Origin of the sequence: Micromonospora sp. WMMD975 (genome assembly GCF_029581215.1) — a bacterium.
Classification (GTDB): Bacteria; Actinomycetota; Actinomycetes; order Mycobacteriales; family Micromonosporaceae; genus Micromonospora.
In genome coordinates this window covers 5,932,151-5,949,136 of sequence record NZ_CP120739.1, presented here as the reverse complement: position 1 = coordinate 5,949,136, position 16,986 = coordinate 5,932,151, and the positions used below count along the sequence as shown (strand labels likewise).

Genomic DNA, 16,986 nt, shown 5'->3' with positions numbered 1-16,986 from the left:
GATCAGTCGCTCGCCAGCGCGTCCCCGGCGGCCGGGTCACAGTCGCGGAGGAACTGGGCGCAGCGGGCCGCCTCGTCCGCCTCGCCGATCTCGCCCGCGGCCCGGGAGAGCACGTACAGGCAGCGGAGGAAGCCCTGGTTGGGCACGTGTGACCAGGGCACCGGGCCGTGTCCCTTCCAGCCGCTGCGGCGCAGCTGGTCCAGGCCCCGGTGGTATCCGGTGCGGGCGTAGGCGTACGCCGGAACGACCTGGCCCGCGGAGAGCGCGCGGCCGGCCAGCGCCGCCCAGGCCGCGCTGTAGGTCGGGAAGCGGGCCGCGACCTCGGCGTACGCCTCGTCGGTGCCCTGCTCGACCGCGGCGGCGAGCGCGGCGTCGGCCTCTTCGGAGACGGGGAGCAGGGTGGCCGGTGGCTCAGGCAACAGGTTCTGCATCGCCCCATTCAACCCGCTTCGCCCTCGGGTGCGCGAGGGGGGCTGGCCAGCCGGTCGGCTGAACGGCTGAGGGTTTCGTCACGCCTGCGGCGGCACCACACGTACCCGCGGCCCATGCCGCGCGCGTGCATATTGCACTACAACTACAGATCCGGAGCCTCCCCAGGAACCGGTTACGCAGGAGCCCGGCGGCGTGCCCGCCGGGCTCCTGCCCGTACCGTCCGGGTTTGCGGGGTTGCCGGGGCGGGGCAGGATGGCCTGGTGCCGACCCCACCACCCGCGGACGTCATCGAGCCGCACGCCCCCCACCTCAACGAAGTACAGACCCGGGTCGAGTTCGACCGGCGGCTGGCCGGGGGAACACTCGCCGGCCTGACCGTGCAGGGTCTCCGCCTCGACCACCCGGTCCCCGACCTGCGCGACGTCGACGTCGCCGGCGCCCTCTTCGTGGGCTGCCGTTTCGCCGACCGTGAGGTGGGCGCGGATCTGGTCCGCCGGGGCGCCGACGTCGTCCCGCCCTTCTCCGAGCTGCCCTACCCGACCCAGCCGTCCCACCTCTACACCGCCGACGACCTGGCCGCCGGCTTCGACGAGGGCGGGTTCGCCGAGATGTACGACACCCGGGTGTACGCGCACTTCCGGGCGCACGGCGGCGCGCTGCCGGACGTACGCGAGGCGCTCGGCCAGCGGCTGCACGACCACGGCGTGGACAACGCGCTCGCCGACGCCACCCGGGCGTGGCTGGCCGTGCACGGGCCGCAGTCCGTGGTCGGTGTGATGGGCGGGCACGCGGTGCCGCGCGGCAGCTCCGCGTACCGGATGGCCGCGGTGCTGGGCTGGGAGCTGGCGCGGGCCGACCGCCTGGTGGTCACCGGCGGCGGGCCGGGCGTGATGGAGGCGGCCAACCTGGGCGCGTTCCTCGCGGCCTGGCCGGCCGACGAACTGTCGGCGGCGATCGACGTGCTGGCCGCCGCGCCGGACTTCACCGACCACGACCGCTACACGGCGGCGGCCCTGGCGGTGCGCAAGCGGTACGCGGACGGCCCGTCGCTGCCCACGCCCCGGCCGGCGGCGCTCGACACCGGGTGGGCCCGGTCCGGCGGGCTGGCCGTCCCCACCTGGCTGTACGGCCACGAGCCGGCGAACCTGTTCGCCGGCCGGATCGCGAAGTATTTCTCCAACGCCATCCGGGAGGACACGATCCTGCGGATGGCCCGGGGCGGGATCGTGTTCGCGCCCGGCCGGGCCGGCACGGTGCAGGAGGTGTTCCAGGCGGCGACGAAGACGTTCTACGGCACCGACGGAGCGAGCGGCGCGTACGTCTTCCTGGACCGGGCGTTCTGGACCACCGAGCTGCCGGTGGAGGCGCTGCTGCGGCCACTCTTCGCCGGGTCCCCGTTCGGCGACCTGTCCCGCACGATTCACCTCACCGACGACGTCCGCGAGGCCGTCGCCCTCCTGGTGCGGTGAAGTGAAAGGCGGGGGCCCTTCTTAACGCTTCCGGTATAGGAAGGGCCCCTTCTTAACAACGAGTTGTTAAGAAGGGGCCCTTCCTTACATCCGGGGTGTCACTTCATCCGGGTGCCGGTGGAACGCAGGTGCTCGCACGCCTCCACCACGCGGGCGGCCAGGCCGGCCTCGGCCAGCTTGCCCCAGGCTCGCGGGTCGTACTGCTTCTTGTTGCCGACCTCGCCGTCGATCTTCAGCACGCCGTCGTAGTTGCGCAGCATGTGGTCGGCGACCGGGCGGGTGAAGGCGTACTGGGTGTCGGTGTCGATGTTCATCTTCACCACGCCGTAGTCGAGCGCCTCCCGGATCTCCTCCAGCAGCGAGCCGGAGCCGCCGTGGAAGACCAGGCTGAGCGGCTTCTCCTTGCCGTACTTGGCGCCGACCGCGTCCTGGATCTGCTTGAGCACCTCGGGGCGGAGCTTGACGTTGCCCGGCTTGTAGACGCCGTGCACGTTGCCGAAGGTCAGCGCCGCCATGTAGCGGCCCTTCTCGCCCAGGCCGAGCGCCTCGACCATGGCCAGGCCGTCGTCGACGGTGGTGTAGAGCTTGTCGTTGATGGCGTTCTCCACGCCGTCTTCCTCGCCGCCGACGACGCCGACCTCGATCTCCAGGACGATCTTGCCCTTGGCGGCCTCGGCGAGGAGCTGCTCGGCGATCTCCAGGTTCTCCGCCACCGGCACGGCCGAACCGTCCCACATGTGCGACTGGAACAGCGGCTCCTGGCCGTTCTTGACGCGCTCCTGGGAGATGGCCATCAACGGCCGGACGAACTTGTCCAGCTTGTCCTTCGGGCAGTGGTCGGTGTGCAGGGCGACGGTCACCGGGTACTTCTTGGCCACCTCGTGCGCGTACGCCGCGAACGCGGTCGCACCGGTCACCATGTCCTTGATCGACGGGCCGGACAGGTATTCCGCGCCACCGGTGGAGACCTGGATGATGCCGTCGCTCTCCGCGTCGGCGAAGCCCTTGAGCGCCGCGTTCAGCGTCTGGGAAGAGGTCACGTTGATCGCGGGGTACGCGTACCGGCCGGCCTTGGCCCGGTCCAGCATCTCCGCGTAAGCCTCGGGGGAAGCGATGGGCATGTCGAACGCTCCTTACTTACCGCTCTCGGCCGTGCAGGCCGCCGTCTTTCCTCGGGTGCGCCGGACCGCGCTGTCCACCGCGGGAAGTATCCCGTAGGGGCGAACGCCTGGTACAACCGACCCGGGCACCGCTCACCGTTCCTCCAGCCGGTCCGGCACGACGACGCTGATCAGCCAGCTCACCACCGACACCACGATGGCGCCCCAGAAGGCGGCCCAGAAGCCGTCGACGTGGAACGGCAGGCGCAACTGGCGGGCGATCCAGTCGGTCAGCAGGAACAGCAGGGCGTTCACCACGAGCGCGAACAGGCCGAGCGTGAGCAGGTAGAACACGCAGCCGAACACCTTGATGAGCGGCTTCAGCACGGCGTTGACCACGCCGAAGACGAGCGCCACCACGATCAGGGTGAACACGGTGTTGCCGCCGTTGCGGCCGGTCACGTTCACCCCGGGCACGATCAGCGTCGCGATCCACAACGCCACCGCGGTGATCGCCAACCGGATGAGGAAGCCCACGGCACCATCCTGGCACCAGCCGCGCGCCCGGGAGGGGCAATCGCCGACTCGCCTCGTTCCGCCCGGCGCCGAGCGGTGGCCCGGACCAGCCCGTACGGTGGTGGTGACACGATCCGCACCCCAGACGCAGGGAGGGACGATGGGACAGCCCGACGAGGACTTCGCCCCGAGCGACCACCTCGCTCCGGAGGAGCGGGACCCCGAGGCGGAGCCGGCCGACGCGGTCGAGCAGGCCGCCACGGTCGCGCCGGACGACGCCGACGGCGAGCCGCACCGGGGCCTGGAGGTCGGCGACTGGGATGCCATGGAGCAGGCCCGGGTGGTCACCGCCGACGAGGACGACTACCGCTGACCGGGACGCCCACCGCGCACCCCCGCCGGGGGTGGAGGACGGCCGGGTACCCTTTGTGGCCGTGGACACAGCTGAGAAGACCCGGATGATCTCCGAGAACGTGGCGTTGAATCCGCTCGACCCGAAGGACCTCATCCACACCTTCGGGATGATCGGCGTCTGGGCCATCCTGTTCGCCGAGACGGGCCTGCTGATCGGCTTCTTCTTCCCGGGTGACTCGCTGCTCTTCCTGGCCGGGGTGGCCGCCTCCCCGGTGGCGGACGCCATCTTCGGCGACGGCACCCGGCTCTCGCTGGCCGGGTTGATGATCGGCGGTCCGATCTGCGCCATCGCCGGCGCCCAGCTCGGGCACTGGCTCGGCGCGCGTTACGGCCGGCGCATGTTCGACAAGCCCAACTCCCGGCTGTTCAAGCGGGAGTACGTGGAGAAGGCGGAATACTACTTCCAGAAGTTCGGTCCGGCGAAGGCCGTGGTGCTGGCCCGGTTCATCCCGATCGTGCGGACCTTCCTCAACCCGGTGGCCGGGGTGCTGGGCATGCCGGCCCGGCAGTTCTTCGTGTGGAACGTGGTCGGCGCGGTCCTCTGGGTGGACGGCATCCTGCTGATCGGCTATCTGCTGGCCCGCCAGATCTACGACGCCATCGGCGACAAGATCGACCGCTACATCCTGCCGGTGGTCGCGTTGATCATCCTGATCTCGGTGCTGCCGATCTTCTTCGAGTTCCTCCGCGACCGGAAGGCACGCAAGCGCGGCGAAGCGGTCGCGGTGATCGCCGCGGCGACCGCCGCCGGCGCCGTGGACGCCGCCCGGGACGCCATCGACGGCGACGACCACCCGCACGGGCACGGCGGTCAGCCCCGCCGCTGACCCGCACCGAGGCCGACAGCCAGCAGACGCCAAGAGCCGGCCGACGCCGAAGGCCGACCCCCGGGTGGGGGCCGGCCTTCGCTCACGACCTGTCGGGCCGCGGGTGACACGGACGACGGCAGCCGTCATCGCGCGGTGGTGGCGCCACCCCTGACACGCCACCGGTCACCCACACCCGGTCGACACGAGCCGCCGGTCACGGCGCGCGTGTCAGCGCGCCGTCCCCGGCAAGCCCGTCCCCGGAGGACGGGCCCGGACTCAGCGAGCCTTCTTGGTGGCCCGCTTCCGCGGCGGGGTGAGCAGATCCGCGATCGTGGCGATCGCGGTCGGCACCAGCCGGTAGTACGCCCAGACCCCGCGCTTCTCCCGCTCCAGCAAGCCGGCCTCGGTGAGGATTCGCAGGTGGTGGCTGACCGTCGGCTGCGAGAGGCCGAGCGGCGCGGTGAGGTCACACACGCACGCCTCCCCCTCGGGAGCCGACTGGATCAGGCTGAGCAGCCGCAGCCGGGCGGGGTCGGCGAGGGCCTTGAGGACCCCCGCAAGCCGCTCGGCATCGGCGCGTTCGATCGGCTCGCCGGCAAGCGGCGAGATCTGAGGCATGGTCATTTCAGCCAACGCAGTTCCCACGTATTCCATCCTTCCACCAGCAGCATCGATCCGCCTGCATATCAGCAGGACCGAATCGACAAACTTTTACGCCACAAGGCCGAGGTCAGCCAACGTATAGGCCGCCCGATAGGGCAATCCGGCGGCTCGCACCGCGTCGCCGGCGCCTCGATCAACAATAACCGCCACACCCACCACCTCGGCTCCGGCCTCACGCAATGCCTCGATGGCGGTCAACACACTTCCACCCGTCGTCGAGGTGTCCTCCACCGCCAGGACCCGACGTCCGGCCACGTCCGGACCTTCGATCCGCCGTTGGAGGCCGTGCGCCTTGCCCGCCTTACGGACCACGAACGCATCCAGCGGTCGGTCGCTGCCGCTTGAGGCGTGCAGCATCGCGACGGCCACCGGATCGGCGCCCAGGGTCAGTCCGCCGACCGCGTCGTACGCCCAGTCCGCGGTGAGGTCGCGCATCACCCGGCCGATCAGGGGGGCGGCCTGGTGATGGAGCGTGACGCGACGCAAATCGACGTACCAGTCCGCCTCACGGCCGGACGAGAGCACCACCCGACCGTGGACCACAGCCAGGTCAGTGATGAATTTACGCAGGTCGTCGTGGTCCCCCATGGCGATGAGCGTACTTCGCAAGTCTGTGCGCCGTCTGTGGGGTCCACCCGGATCAGCCCTCGGGGCGACCGATGTGTGGCAATGCTCGGCTACGCTGCGCGACCGTCCATCCCGGTCTGCCGGTGAGTCCGGGCCGGTCGGCGACACGGCCGCCGGGTCAGCCGCGGGCCCGGTCGACCTTGCCCCGGGTGTCCCGGGTGAAGCCGCGCAGCAGCCGCTTCGGCGCGTGCCGCAGCCCGGCCACGGCCAGCTTGTATTTCCAGTCCGGAACGCTCACGAGCTTGCCTTTTCGCAGGTCACGCAGCCCTTCGTCGACCACCTCGTCGGCCCGCAGCCAGGCCCACGCGGGCAGTCGCGACATGTCGATGCCGGCGCGCTCATGGTTGCCGGTGCGCGTGTAGCCGGGGCACAACGCCATCACGCGCACACCGAGCGGAGCCACCGATTGGCCGATCGACTCACTGAAATTCGTCACCCACGCCTTGCTGGCCGAATAGGTGGATCCCGGCATGGGAACGCCAAAACCCGCGACCGAAGAGACATTTATCACTGCCCCTTCGCCCCGTTCGATCATCGGGGCGAGGGCCGCGTGCGTCAACCGGAGCACCGCCAGCACGTTGAGCCGGATCAATCGGGCCTCGTCCGAGGTCGCCGACCTGACGAACGGGGTGTTCAGGCTGACCCCGGCATTGTTCACCAGCAGGTCCACCGGCGGGCCGGCGGTCAGCAGGCGTTCCACGGTCGCGCAGCCGTCGTCGGTGGACAGATCGGCCGGGACCGGCGTCACCTCCCCGCCGTGCCGGCCGGTCAGCTCGGCCGCCATCTCGTCGAGCCGGGCCGTGTCCCGGGCCACCAGGACCACATCCCAGCCGTCGGCGGCGAGCCGGTGGGCGAACGCCGCACCGATGCCCAGGCTGGCGCCGGTCACCAGGGCACGGCGTCGGGTGGGGCCGGTCATGGCATGCCCTCAGGTCGTGGCGGGGGCCCGGCCGGCGGCGGGGCCAGGCCCGCCGGCGGTCCCCACGGCGTCGGCCCGGAGACGGGAGCGCCGGACACCGAACCGCCGAAGCCGGTCACCGGGCCGGACGACGGACCCGGCACGGTCGTACGGCGGTGCAGGAAGCCGCCGGCGGACGGCAGCGTGAGCAGCGCTGCGACCACCAGGTAGCCGAGGACCTGCGCCACCGACAGCGCCGCGTTCACCGGGATCCACCAGGCCGGGTACGCGTCACCGACCAGGCCCAGCAGGTCGGCGGTGACCCGGTCGTCGGCACCGAGCCGGAGCGGAGCGGCCCGCTGCCCCACGAGGGCCGCGAGCCCGCAGCAGCCGCAGAGCAACCCCAGCCCGGCGACCACCCAGGTGGCCATCCGCGCGCCCGGGCGACCGGCGAGCAGGCCGAGGGCGAGCCCGACCAGCAGCAGCGCGGCCAGCACGCCGAGTACGGCGGCAAGCACGGTCGAGCCGCGCAGCAGACCGGCCACCCGGTCGATGTCGCCGCCGCCCGCGCCGGTGCCCTGCGCGGCGGCCCGGAACCGGTCCACGGTGCCGCCGGCGACCACCAGGTTCGTCACCGCGTAGGCCACGGCGCCGACCGCCATCAGCAGCAGCACCGCCACCGCCGCGACGACCGTGGCCGGCCGGCGGGGCGCGGCCCGATCGGGGTACGACACGACGAGTCCCTCCGGTAGGCGTCGGCTTGCAACCTACTCGGAGGGACCGTCGGCGTCGCTGTTATCCGGTCGTCAACTTCCGGCGGGCGGCTCCGGGTCGCGGCGCTCGCCCGGCTGACCGGTCGGCCCGGCCGGCGGCTGCCCACCCGGCGCGGGCGGCGGACCACCAGCCGGCGGACCACCAGCCGGCTGGCCGGGGGTCGACGGGTACGCCGGATCGCCCGACTGCCCCGGCGTCGACGGATACCCCGGGTCGCCCGACTGGCCCGGGGCCGGCGGGTACGCCGGGTACGCGCCGCCCGGGACCGGCGGCTCCCAGCCGGCCTTCGGCTTGCGGAAGAACTCGTTCGCCTTCGGCAGCGCCAGCAGGATCAGCGCGCCCAGCAGGGCGAGCAGCGCGATCAGGCCGAGCAGCGTGCTGACCGGCGTGTGCCAGGACGGCAGCGCGTCCTCCACCCGGCGCTGGACCTCCTGCGTGCTCGGCAGGTCGCCGCTGGTGTTGCCGCCGCTGCCCATCATGCCGCCGGAGGCACCGCTGAGCAGTCCGCCGCCGGTGCAGCAGAGCAGGATGCCGCCCACCACCCAGGTGGTGATCCGGGAGGCGTTCTTCCCCCGGTTGTTGAGCATCGCGAGGACGACCAGCCCGATCGCGAGCAGCAGCGTCAGCACGGACGAGCCGATGGTGAAGGCGTACGCGATGTCGCCTGCCGACTCGGCCGAGGTGCCGGCGTAGGCGTCCGCCATCACGTCGCGGATCTTGCCGATGACGGCGAGCGTCACGATCAGGTTCAGCACCTGGATGACGGCGACGAGAATGAGCAGCCAACTGGAAAGCGTCACCACACTGGGACGCGCGCGGGGCGTGGTGCCCGGAGCATCGACCATGATTCTCCCTCCCTGGATCAGATGACCACCGTAGCGATCTCTGGCCAGGTGGGCACGGTAGGAAGGGCTCAGTGGTCGGCGGCGCGGCGCAGCCGCCGGCGGCCGGCGCACGTTCCGAAACCTAGTAGCCCCGCCACTCCTCGCGGGCGTACTCCAGCACCCTGGGTCGCAGCAGCGTGGAGGCGGGCACGTCGATCCGGCCGCGGTCGGCGGGGAACGTGGCGGCGGCGGCGAGCACCTCCGGGGTGAGGAAGCGCAGCGGCGGCGCGTCGGCCGGCAGGCCCAGTTCGGGGGCGGTGCCGCCCGGTGCGGCGAGCACGAATCCCCAGTCACCGAAGCTCGGCACGTCGACGTGGTAGGGCACGGTGGCGAAGCCCGCCTCCCGCACCGACCGTTCGATGGACCAGTACGACCGGGGCGCGAAGTAGGGCGAGCCGGACTGCACGACAAGCCGCCCGCCGGGGGCGAGCACCGGGCGGATCAGCGTGTAGAACTCGACCGTGTAGAGCTTCGCGGTGGCCGTCTCGTCCGGGTCGGGCAGGTCGGCGATCACCACGTCGAAGCGTTGCGTGGCGGTCCGCAGCCAGCCGAACGCGTCCAGGTTGAGCACCCGCAGCCGGGGGTCGGCGAGGGACCGGTGGTTGAGGTCGCGCAGTTGCGGTTCGCTGCGGGCCAGCGCCACCACGGCCGGGTCGAGGTCGACGAGCGTCACCGAGCGCACGTCCGGATATTTGAGGATCTCCCGCGCGGCCAGCCCGTCGCCGGCGCCGAGCACCAGCACGTCGCCGTGCGGCCCGCGCATGGCCGGGTGCACGAGCGCCTCGTGGTAGCGGTATTCGTCGACGGAACTGAACTGGAGGTCACCGTTGAGGAACAGCCGCAGGTCGGTGTCGGTGTGGCCGACCTCCCGCACCGACCGGGTCAGCACGATCTCCTGGTAGCGGCTGCGTTCGGCGTGCACCACCGGGTCCCGGTAGAGCTGCTGGCGGGCGGTCACCTCGAAGTCGTGTGCGGTGACCCACGCGTACCCGAGAAGCAGACCGACCACGACGGAGCCGGCGCCCAGGCCGACCCGCGCCCGGCGGCCGAGGTCGTCGCGGAACACGGTGAGGACGAGCGCCACGCCGGCGACCGCGTTCACCGCGCCGACCACGAGCGCGCCCTTGAGCTGGCCGAAGACCGGCATCAGCAGGAACGGGAAGGCCAGCCCGCCGAGCAGCGCGCCGACGTAGTCGGCGGCGAACAGGTCGGCCACCGCGCTGCCCGCGGACTGCTCCCGGATGCGTTGCAGCATCACCATGAGCAGCGGGATCTCCGCGCCGATCAGCAGGCCGAGCACGAACGCGGTGCCGACGAGCGCCGGGCCGTAGAGGTCGAGCCAGGCGAACGCGGCGTAGAGGCCGAGCACGGAGAGGCCGCCGAGCAGTGCCAGGGTCAGCTCGATCGCGGCGAACGCGGGCGCCGCGCGGGACTGCAACGGCTTCGCCACGAGCGCGCCGACGCCCATCGCGAAGACCATCACGCCGAGCACGATCGACGCCTGGCCGACCGCGTCGCCGATCAGGTAGCTGCCGAGCGCGACCAGCGCCAGCTCGTACACCAGGCCGCAGGCCGCGCAGACGAAGACCGCGAGCAGGACCGCCGCGCGGGCCGCCCGCCACCGTGGCCGCGCGGGCGCGTCGGTGGTCATGCTTTCTCCCGGGTACGCCCGGCGGCGCCCGCCCCGGCGCGCTTCGCGGGTCCGCCGCCCCGGAGCTGCCGGTTTCTCTGTCGCACGCCCACCGCGATGAACAGCGCGGCGACCAGCAGGAGGACGGCGGCGGCGACCAGCCAGCCCCAACGGTCCCGCAGCAGGTCGTTGCCGGCGTCCGGCAGCGGGGCCGCGGTGCCGGTCGGCGTCGCGGTGCCGGTGGGGACGGGATCGGCCAGCCCGGCCTCGGCGGCGAGCAGCGGCAGCACGGTCGCCGCGCGGGTGATCGCCCAGCCGGGCTCGTCGACGAAGGCGTCCTCGTTCAGCCCGAAGCGGCTCAGCCCCGAGGCGATCGGATAGAGGTCGGCCGGCTCGACGTCGGTGGAGCCGTCGACGCCGATGCTCGCCGAGTCCCGCGACTCGCTGCTGGAGGAGGTGTAGCGCACGACGGCGGAGACCTCGATCCAGCGGGGGCACCGTGGGTCGTCCCGCACCGGCACCTGCTCACCCAGGTTGGAGCCGACACTGATCTCGGTGCTGTAGTCGTGCAGCACCCAGCCGTAGCAGATGCCCTGGCCGGCGGTCGCCGCCGCCAGGAGCGGCACGGTGGCGGTCCGCTGCTCGGTCGTCGGTGTGGGAACGTCGGTGCTCTCGCCGCCGTTGATGATCCCGATGACGCAGGGCACGCCGATGGCAAGCGAGACGATGACCCAGACCAGCACCGTCGTGCCCCGCTTGTTCTTCGCCTTCGCGGCGGCGCCCTTGGCGGTCATCAGCTGATCGCGGCGGCGATGATCGCGCCGGTGGCGACGTGCACGGTGGCGGAGATCCAGACCGCCGGGTGCGGTTCCGGGTCGACCAGCAGCTCACCGAGCTTGCCGGGGGTGGCCACGTCGAGCAGCACGAAGGCCGCCGCCATGATCACCAGGCCGAGGAATCCGTACGCGGCGGAGCCGACCAGACCGAGCACGAAGTCGTCGGCGCTGGACACGATCGCGGCGACCACGACGGTGCCGACGCCGAGCAGGTTGGAGGCGAGCAGCAGCGTCGCGTTGCGGTTGCGCTCGGCCCAGATCAGTTCGTGGAGCTTGCCGGGGGTGGCCAGGTCGACAAGCAGGTAGCCGACGGCCATCAGGACCACGCCGACCACGCCGTAGGCGAGGGTGACCAGCAGATCGGTGACGAGATGCTGCACAGGGGACTCCAGGGTGAGGGGGTCGGACGGGCTACTTGCCGGCGCCGGGGCCGCCGCCCCGGACGGTGCTGCCTCGGCCCCAGCCCCAGCTGTTGCCGACGATGCCGTGATAGCGGGGGTACGCCGTGGTCATCCGCTCCAGCAGGATCACCGAGCCGACGGCGAGCGGGAGGATCACCACCGAGTCGTCGTCGTAGCGCAGGTAGACGCCGCTGCCGTCGACGTACTGGTCGGCCGGCTGCCAGGCGTCGGTGATCTGCTTCGACACCTGGCTGGGCGACTTGTTCGAGGTGTAGGCGACCGCCTGCGAGCCGATGTCCCGCCCGGACGCCCGGGAGTAGTGGTCCTTCACATAGCCGCGGGGCGAGAAGTTGCCGTAGAAGATCGAGAAGGCGGCGACGAGAACGCCGACGACGGCGACCGCCACGCCCACCACGAACCACCGTCGGTACGTCACAGCTCTTCCACCACCGTCTCGGTCAGGACCAGCTCGTTTGTCTGCGGGTAGGCGTGCCAGGTGCGCCAGGCGACCGCGCCGTCGGGTGGGTCGGGCCGGACGGCGAGCGCGGTGACCGCGTCCTCGTCGCCGGGAAACACACCGACGAGCGCGTGCGGGTCGTCGGCCAGCTCGGCGCGGAGCGCCGCAACCCGGGCGCGCAGTCCGTCGCCGGTCGGCCGGAGCACCGTGGCGGTGAACCGGTAGCCGGTGGTCGCGTCGTGCAGCGCGTCCGGCAGGTGCGGCCGGCGGCCGGGCAGGCAGGCGACCGTCTCGGTGAGCGCGCCGGCGACGACCTGGTGGGAGGCGCCGAGCAGGCGCAACCGCAGTGGTCGACCGCCGGGCAGGTCGAGGTCGCGGACGGCGAGCGCCGGCAGCTCCGGGCCGCCGAGGGACAGGCTGAGGTCGGCGGCGCGGCTGTCGACGTACGGGGCCGCGAGGGCGATGAGCACGCTCAGTTCACCTGGTCCGCGCCGCCCTGGGGGTAGATCATCACCTCGGCGCGGCGCAGTTCCTCGCCGAGGTTCACCTCCCAGCCGGCCTCGCCGTACGCCTCGAACGACAGTCGGGCCCCGCCGGGCGCCTGGTAGTCGTGGTAACGCATGGTGCCGTGCGGGTCGAGACCGGTGCCCTCGGTCGCGGTGTAACGGGCCTGGCCGGACTCGTCCCAGTTGTAGCGGCGACCGGCGATCTCCAGCGTCGGGGCGCCGGGCGTGACGGTGGCCCCCGGCTCGCTGGCCCAGAGCACCAGCTCCAGGTCCGGATCCGCCTCGACGGAGAGCCAGCGCTTCACCCCACCGGCGTCGTCGAGCAGATGCTCCGCCCAGCTCCAGCCGCCCTCGACCAGGTGCACCGAGCCACGCACGGTGTACGGCACCTGGCGGATCTCGACGATGTCGCCGGGCTTGAGCGCGCGCGGGTCGCCGCGCAGCACGTCCGTGTCCCGGTCCCGGAACGGGTCACCGGGTGCCGCCTTCGGGCGCGGCGTCGAGCGGGACCTGCGCAGCGCGACCACGGCGATCACCACACCGGCCACCCCGAGCAGGCACCCCAGCGTGGCCACCACGTACGCCACCGAACCGTTCATGAGCGCCTCCCCCAACGTGCATTGGCGGAGACGGTAACAACCCCGCGCACCTCACCTGAACTGCCGTTCGCTGAGTGTGGGATCAGCTACCGTCAGCGCCGGACAGCCGTGCGGCGGCGTACTCACGCAGCGTCGTCCGACCCATCACGCAACCGCTGAACGTGGTGAACTCGCCGTCGTCGCCGCGCAGCCGCTCCCAGGCGTCCCGCCCGGCGGTCGGATCGACCGCTTCGAGCAGCGTCGCCGCGTACGCCCGGCCGGCCGGCGAGCCCTTCCGGAGCAACCGCTCCACCCGCTTCCGGGCCGTCTCCGGGTGCTCGCGCAGCTCCTGCTCCAACCGCCGGTACGCCTCGGTGGCGGGCAGGATCTGCCCCGCGAACCCGACCCCACCGAAGGCCAGGGTGTCCGCGTCGTCAAGCTCCCGCACGGCCTGGTCCAGTTCCCGCTTCCCGCTCATGCCCCACTATGTGCCCACCCCACCCATCTCTCACCCGCCCTGCCCGCTCCCACCTCGGTGATCAAGGAGGTTGTGTCACCTGCCGCGTCCTCGCTGACGCGAAGTCCTTGATCACCGGGGCCGAGGGCGGGACGGGGGCAGCGCGAAGGCCCGGCCGGAGGGCCGGGCCTTCGTCGGGGTGCCGCGGGTCAGGCGCGGGTGACCGTCAGGGCGTCCTTGGTGTCCGCCAGGTCCACCCGGACGGTGTCGCCGTCGCGGATCTCGCCGGCCAGGAGCGCCTTGGCCAGGCGGTCGCCGATGGCCGACTGCACCAGGCGGCGCAGCGGGCGGGCGCCGTAGATCGGGTCGTACCCGTGCTCGGCCAGCCAGGTCCGGGCGGCCTCGGTGGTGTCCAGGCCCAGCCGGCGGTCGGCCAGCCGGCGCCGCAGCCGGTCGAGCTGGATGTCCACGATCGCCCGCAGGTCGGCGCCCTGGAGCGCGGCGAACACCACGATGTCGTCGAGACGGTTGAGGAACTCCGGCTTGAAGTGCGTCCGGACCGTCGCGAGCACACCCTCCCGACGCTCGTCCTCGGTGAGCGTCAGGTCGCTGATCACCGACGAGCCCAGGTTCGAGGTGAGGATCAGGATGGCGTTGCGGAAGTCCACCGTGCGGCCCTGGCCGTCGGTGAGCCGGCCGTCGTCGAGCACCTGGAGCAGCACGTCGAAGACGTCCGGGTGGGCCTTCTCCACCTCGTCCAGCAGGATCACCGAGTACGGCCGGCGGCGCACCGCCTCGGTGAGCTGGCCACCCTCGGAGTAGCCGACGTAACCGGGCGGGGCGCCGACCAGGCGGGCGACGGAGTGCTTCTCGCCGTACTCGCTCATGTCGATGCGGACCATGGCCCGCTCGTCGTCGAAGAGGAACTCGGCCAACGCCTTGGCCAGTTCGGTCTTGCCGACGCCGGTCGGACCCAGGAAGAGGAAACTGCCGGTCGGGCGATCCGGGTCGGCGACGCCGGCCCGGGCGCGGCGGACCGCGTCGGAGACCGCACCGACCGCCTCGGCCTGGCCGACCACCCGGGAGCCCAGCGACTCCTCCATCCGCAGCAGCTTCGCGGTCTCACCCTCCAGCAACCGCCCGGCCGGGATGCCGGTCCAGGAGGCGACCACGGCGGCGATGTCGTCCGCGCCGACCTCCTCCTTGAGCATCGCGCCCTCGGCCTGGAGCCGGGCCAGCTCCTCCTCGGCCTGCCTCAACTCGCCCTGGAGCGCGGGGATCCGGCCGTACCGCAACTCGGCGGCGCGTTCCAGCTCGCCGTCCCGCTCGGCCCGCTCGGCCTCGCCGCCCAGCCGCTCCAGCTCCTCCTTGGCGGTGGAGAGCTTGGTGATGTGACTCTTCTCGGTCTGCCAGCGCTCGGAGAGCGCGGTGAGCTGCTCGCGCTTGTCGGCCAACTCCTTGCGCAGCCGCTCCAGGCGCTCGGCGGAGGCGGCGTCGGGCTCCTTGGCCAGCGCCATCTCCTCGATCTCCAGCCGGCGCACCGCCCGCTCGATCTCGTCCACCTCGACCGGGCGGGAGTCGATCTCCATGCGCAGCCGGGACGCGGACTCGTCGACCAGGTCGATCGCCTTGTCCGGCAGGAAGCGGTCGGTGATGTAGCGGTCGGAGAGCGTGGCGGCGGCCACCAGCGCGGCGTCGGTGATCCGTACGCCGTGGTGCACCTCGTAGCGCTCCTTGAGCCCGCGCAGGATGCCGATGGTGTCCTCGGTGGTCGGCTCGCCGACAAGCACCGGCTGGAAGCGACGCTCCAGCGCCGGGTCCTTCTCGATGTGCTCGCGGTATTCGTCGAGCGTGGTCGCGCCGACCATCCGCAGCTCGCCCCGGGCCAGCATCGGCTTGAGCATGTTGCCGGCGTCCATCGAGCCCTCGCCCTTGCCGGCGCCGACCACGGTGTGCAGCTCGTCCAGGAACGTGATGACCTGCCCGTCGGAGTTCTTGATCTCCTCCAGCACGGACTTGAGCCGCTCCTCGAACTGGCCGCGATATTGCGCGCCGGCCACCATCGCGCCGAGGTCGAGCGAGACCAGCTTCTTGTCCCGCAGCGACTCGGGCACGTCACCGGCCACGATCCGCTGCGCCAGGCCCTCGACGATGGCGGTCTTGCCGACGCCCGGCTCACCGATCAGCACCGGGTTGTTCTTGGTGCGCCGGGACAGCACCTGGATCACCCGGCGGATCTCCGAGTCCCGGCCGATCACCGGGTCGATCTTGCCCTCGCGGGCGCTGTCGGTCAGGTCGACGCCGTACTTGGCCAGCGCCTGGTAGGTCTGCTCCGGGTCGGCCGTGGTGACCCGCCGGTCCCCGCCCCGGACGGTCGGGAACGCGGCGACCAGGTTCTCCTCGGTGGCGCCGGCGTCCTTCAGCGCGACCGAGACCGCGCCGCCGACCCGGGCCAGCCCGGCCAGCAGATGCTCGGTGGAGGTGTATTCGTCACCAAGCGGCCGGGCGATCTGCTCGGCGGCGCCGATGGCGTTGACGAACTCGCGGGCCAGCGTCGGCTCGGCGAGACTGGACCCGCGCGCGGCGGGCAGCGCGTCGACCGAACGCAGCGCGACCCGGCGCAGCTCGGCGGGGTCGGCCCCGACGGCGCGCAGCAGGCCCGCGGCGGTCGAGCCGTCGGTGTCCAGCAGCGCGAGCAGCAGGTGCCAGGGCTCCACGGTGGCGTGGCCGCGCTGGTTGGCCTGCGCGACGGCACCGGTGATGGTCTCGCGGCTCTTGGTGGTGAGGCGTTCCGTGTTCATGGGCTCCCCCGGGATCGGCGTGTCCACTGGAAACGACACAACCAGAGTTGAGTCTATTCCGCTCAACTCTACCGGCGTGACCCGAGTCACTACCCGGCGGACCGCCAGCGCCAGTCGAGCTCTCCGGCGGCCGGCGGCGGGCCGGGCAGCGGCGGACCCGGGGCGGCCAGGCCGGCCAACAGCACCGCGAGATGACGGCGGCGCAGCTGCCGGGTCCGGTCCGGATCGGGTACGCGAATCGCCGCGCACCCCTCCAGCAGCAGCCCGACGTCCTGCGTCACCACGTCCGGTCGGAGTCGCCCGGCGTCCCGCGCCCGCCCGACCAGCCCGTCGACGAGCGCGTTCGCGCGCACCGCGGCTTGGCCCATCTCTTCGGTCGGGGTGAAGGTGCCGGCCAGGTGCACGGTGAGGGAGTGCACGTCGGCGTCGACGACACGCTCCAGGAAGCCGGCGAACGCGGCCCAGTCTTCCGGCTCGGCGGCGGCCTCCTCGGCTGCCGCGACGAACCGGAGCAGCCCCTCGTGGCAGAGCTTGCGCAGCAGGTCCTCCTTGCCGGCGTACCGCCGGTAGAGGGCGCTGATGCCGACGCCGGCCCGCTCGGCGACGGCGGCGATGGGCGCCTTCGGGTCGTCCAGGAAGACGGCGCGGGCGGCCGCCAGGATCGTGGCGTCGTTGCGGGCCGCCTGCGCGCGCCGGCCGGCCAGCGGCGGGTTGTCGGTCGGGTTCGGCATGCG

20 protein-coding genes are annotated in these 16,986 nt (G+C 72.3%); 3 read left to right on the top strand and 17 right to left on the bottom strand.

Annotated features, from left to right (window positions below):
- Positions 1-2: 2 nt before the first annotated feature.
- Positions 3-431, bottom strand: a complete 429-nt coding sequence (locus O7613_RS26575) for a DUF3151 domain-containing protein (protein WP_281585662.1) — start codon at positions 429-431, stop codon at positions 3-5.
- A 261-nt stretch (positions 432-692) separates the two neighbouring features.
- Here O7613_RS26575 and O7613_RS26570 point away from each other — a divergent pair, with 261 nt between their 5' ends.
- The gene (locus O7613_RS26570; RefSeq protein ID WP_282290597.1) at positions 693-1,901 is read left to right on the top strand and encodes a hypothetical protein; all 1,209 of its coding nucleotides are present in this window, start codon (positions 693-695) and stop codon (positions 1,899-1,901) included.
- Positions 1,902-1,999: 98 nt separating this feature from the next.
- Here the strand turns inward: O7613_RS26570 and fbaA are convergent, their stop codons facing one another.
- Positions 2,000-3,022 carry a class II fructose-bisphosphate aldolase gene (gene fbaA / locus O7613_RS26565; protein ID WP_281585664.1) on the bottom strand — a complete coding sequence of 341 codons (1,023 nt, stop codon included), beginning with the start codon at positions 3,020-3,022 and terminating at the stop codon, positions 2,000-2,002.
- Between the two features lie 132 nt (positions 3,023-3,154).
- Positions 3,155-3,538, bottom strand: a complete 384-nt coding sequence (locus O7613_RS26560) for a phage holin family protein (protein WP_281585665.1) — start codon at positions 3,536-3,538, stop codon at positions 3,155-3,157.
- 139 nt (positions 3,539-3,677) lie between these two features.
- On the opposite strand from O7613_RS26560, the gene O7613_RS26555 reads away from it, so the two are divergent.
- Positions 3,678-3,890 (top strand): hypothetical protein, encoded by a 213-nt coding sequence (locus tag O7613_RS26555; protein ID WP_281585666.1) that lies wholly within the window; start codon positions 3,678-3,680, stop codon positions 3,888-3,890.
- Between the two features lie 85 nt (positions 3,891-3,975).
- Positions 3,976-4,758 (top strand): DedA family protein, encoded by a 783-nt coding sequence (locus tag O7613_RS26550; RefSeq protein ID WP_281590590.1) that lies wholly within the window; start codon positions 3,976-3,978, stop codon positions 4,756-4,758.
- Positions 4,759-5,016: 258 nt separating this feature from the next.
- On the opposite strand, the gene O7613_RS26545 is transcribed toward O7613_RS26550, so the two are convergent.
- The 14 genes from O7613_RS26545 to O7613_RS26480 all read right to left on the bottom strand — a co-directional run bounded on the left by O7613_RS26545 (position 5,017) and on the right by O7613_RS26480 (position 16,983).
- Entirely contained in the window at positions 5,017-5,394 is a 378-nt protein-coding gene (locus O7613_RS26545; protein WP_007073957.1) for a metalloregulator ArsR/SmtB family transcription factor, read from the bottom strand.
- A 57-nt stretch (positions 5,395-5,451) separates the two neighbouring features.
- The gene (gene pyrE / locus O7613_RS26540) at positions 5,452-5,991 is read right to left on the bottom strand and encodes an orotate phosphoribosyltransferase (RefSeq protein WP_281585667.1); all 540 of its coding nucleotides are present in this window, start codon (positions 5,989-5,991) and stop codon (positions 5,452-5,454) included.
- Between the two features lie 157 nt (positions 5,992-6,148).
- Positions 6,149-6,949, bottom strand: coding sequence for an SDR family oxidoreductase (locus O7613_RS26535; RefSeq protein ID WP_282290596.1), 801 nt, complete (start codon positions 6,947-6,949; stop codon positions 6,149-6,151).
- A complete protein-coding gene (locus tag O7613_RS26530; protein ID WP_282290594.1) occupies positions 6,946-7,662 on the bottom strand; it encodes a hypothetical protein in 717 nt (238 codons plus the stop codon). Before O7613_RS26530 ends, O7613_RS26535 begins: the two co-directional genes overlap by 4 nt.
- Before the next feature lie 72 nt (positions 7,663-7,734).
- Positions 7,735-8,547, bottom strand: coding sequence for a hypothetical protein (locus tag O7613_RS26525; RefSeq protein WP_281585670.1), 813 nt, complete (start codon positions 8,545-8,547; stop codon positions 7,735-7,737).
- Positions 8,548-8,668: 121 nt separating this feature from the next.
- A complete protein-coding gene (locus O7613_RS26520; protein WP_281585671.1) occupies positions 8,669-10,237 on the bottom strand; it encodes a polyamine aminopropyltransferase in 1,569 nt (522 codons plus the stop codon).
- Positions 10,234-11,010, bottom strand: a complete 777-nt coding sequence (locus O7613_RS26515; protein ID WP_282290592.1) for a hypothetical protein — start codon at positions 11,008-11,010, stop codon at positions 10,234-10,236. The genes O7613_RS26520 and O7613_RS26515 overlap by 4 nt, the downstream gene beginning before the upstream one ends.
- A complete protein-coding gene (locus O7613_RS26510) occupies positions 11,010-11,432 on the bottom strand; it encodes a DUF350 domain-containing protein (protein WP_281585673.1) in 423 nt (140 codons plus the stop codon). Before O7613_RS26510 ends, O7613_RS26515 begins: the two co-directional genes overlap by 1 nt.
- A 31-nt stretch (positions 11,433-11,463) precedes the next feature.
- The gene (locus O7613_RS26505; protein ID WP_281585674.1) at positions 11,464-11,889 is read right to left on the bottom strand and encodes a DUF4247 domain-containing protein; all 426 of its coding nucleotides are present in this window, start codon (positions 11,887-11,889) and stop codon (positions 11,464-11,466) included.
- On the bottom strand, positions 11,886-12,380 hold the full coding sequence (locus O7613_RS26500; RefSeq protein WP_281585675.1) for a DUF2617 family protein: 495 nt from the start codon (positions 12,378-12,380) through the stop codon (positions 11,886-11,888). Before O7613_RS26500 ends, O7613_RS26505 begins: the two co-directional genes overlap by 4 nt.
- Before the next feature lie 2 nt (positions 12,381-12,382).
- Positions 12,383-13,015 carry a DUF4178 domain-containing protein gene (locus tag O7613_RS26495; protein WP_281585676.1) on the bottom strand — a complete coding sequence of 211 codons (633 nt, stop codon included), beginning with the start codon at positions 13,013-13,015 and terminating at the stop codon, positions 12,383-12,385.
- A gap of 82 nt (positions 13,016-13,097) precedes the next feature.
- A complete protein-coding gene (locus O7613_RS26490) occupies positions 13,098-13,472 on the bottom strand; it encodes a hypothetical protein (protein ID WP_281585677.1) in 375 nt (124 codons plus the stop codon).
- Positions 13,473-13,660: 188 nt separating this feature from the next.
- Positions 13,661-16,252 carry an ATP-dependent chaperone ClpB gene (clpB, locus tag O7613_RS26485; protein WP_281585678.1) on the bottom strand — a complete coding sequence of 864 codons (2,592 nt, stop codon included), beginning with the start codon at positions 16,250-16,252 and terminating at the stop codon, positions 13,661-13,663.
- 89 nt (positions 16,253-16,341) lie between these two features.
- Positions 16,342-16,983: a helix-turn-helix domain-containing protein gene (locus tag O7613_RS26480; protein ID WP_282290588.1), complete on the bottom strand. Its 642-nt coding sequence runs from the start codon at positions 16,981-16,983 to the stop codon at positions 16,342-16,344.
- Between the last annotated feature and the right edge of the window lie 3 nt (positions 16,984-16,986).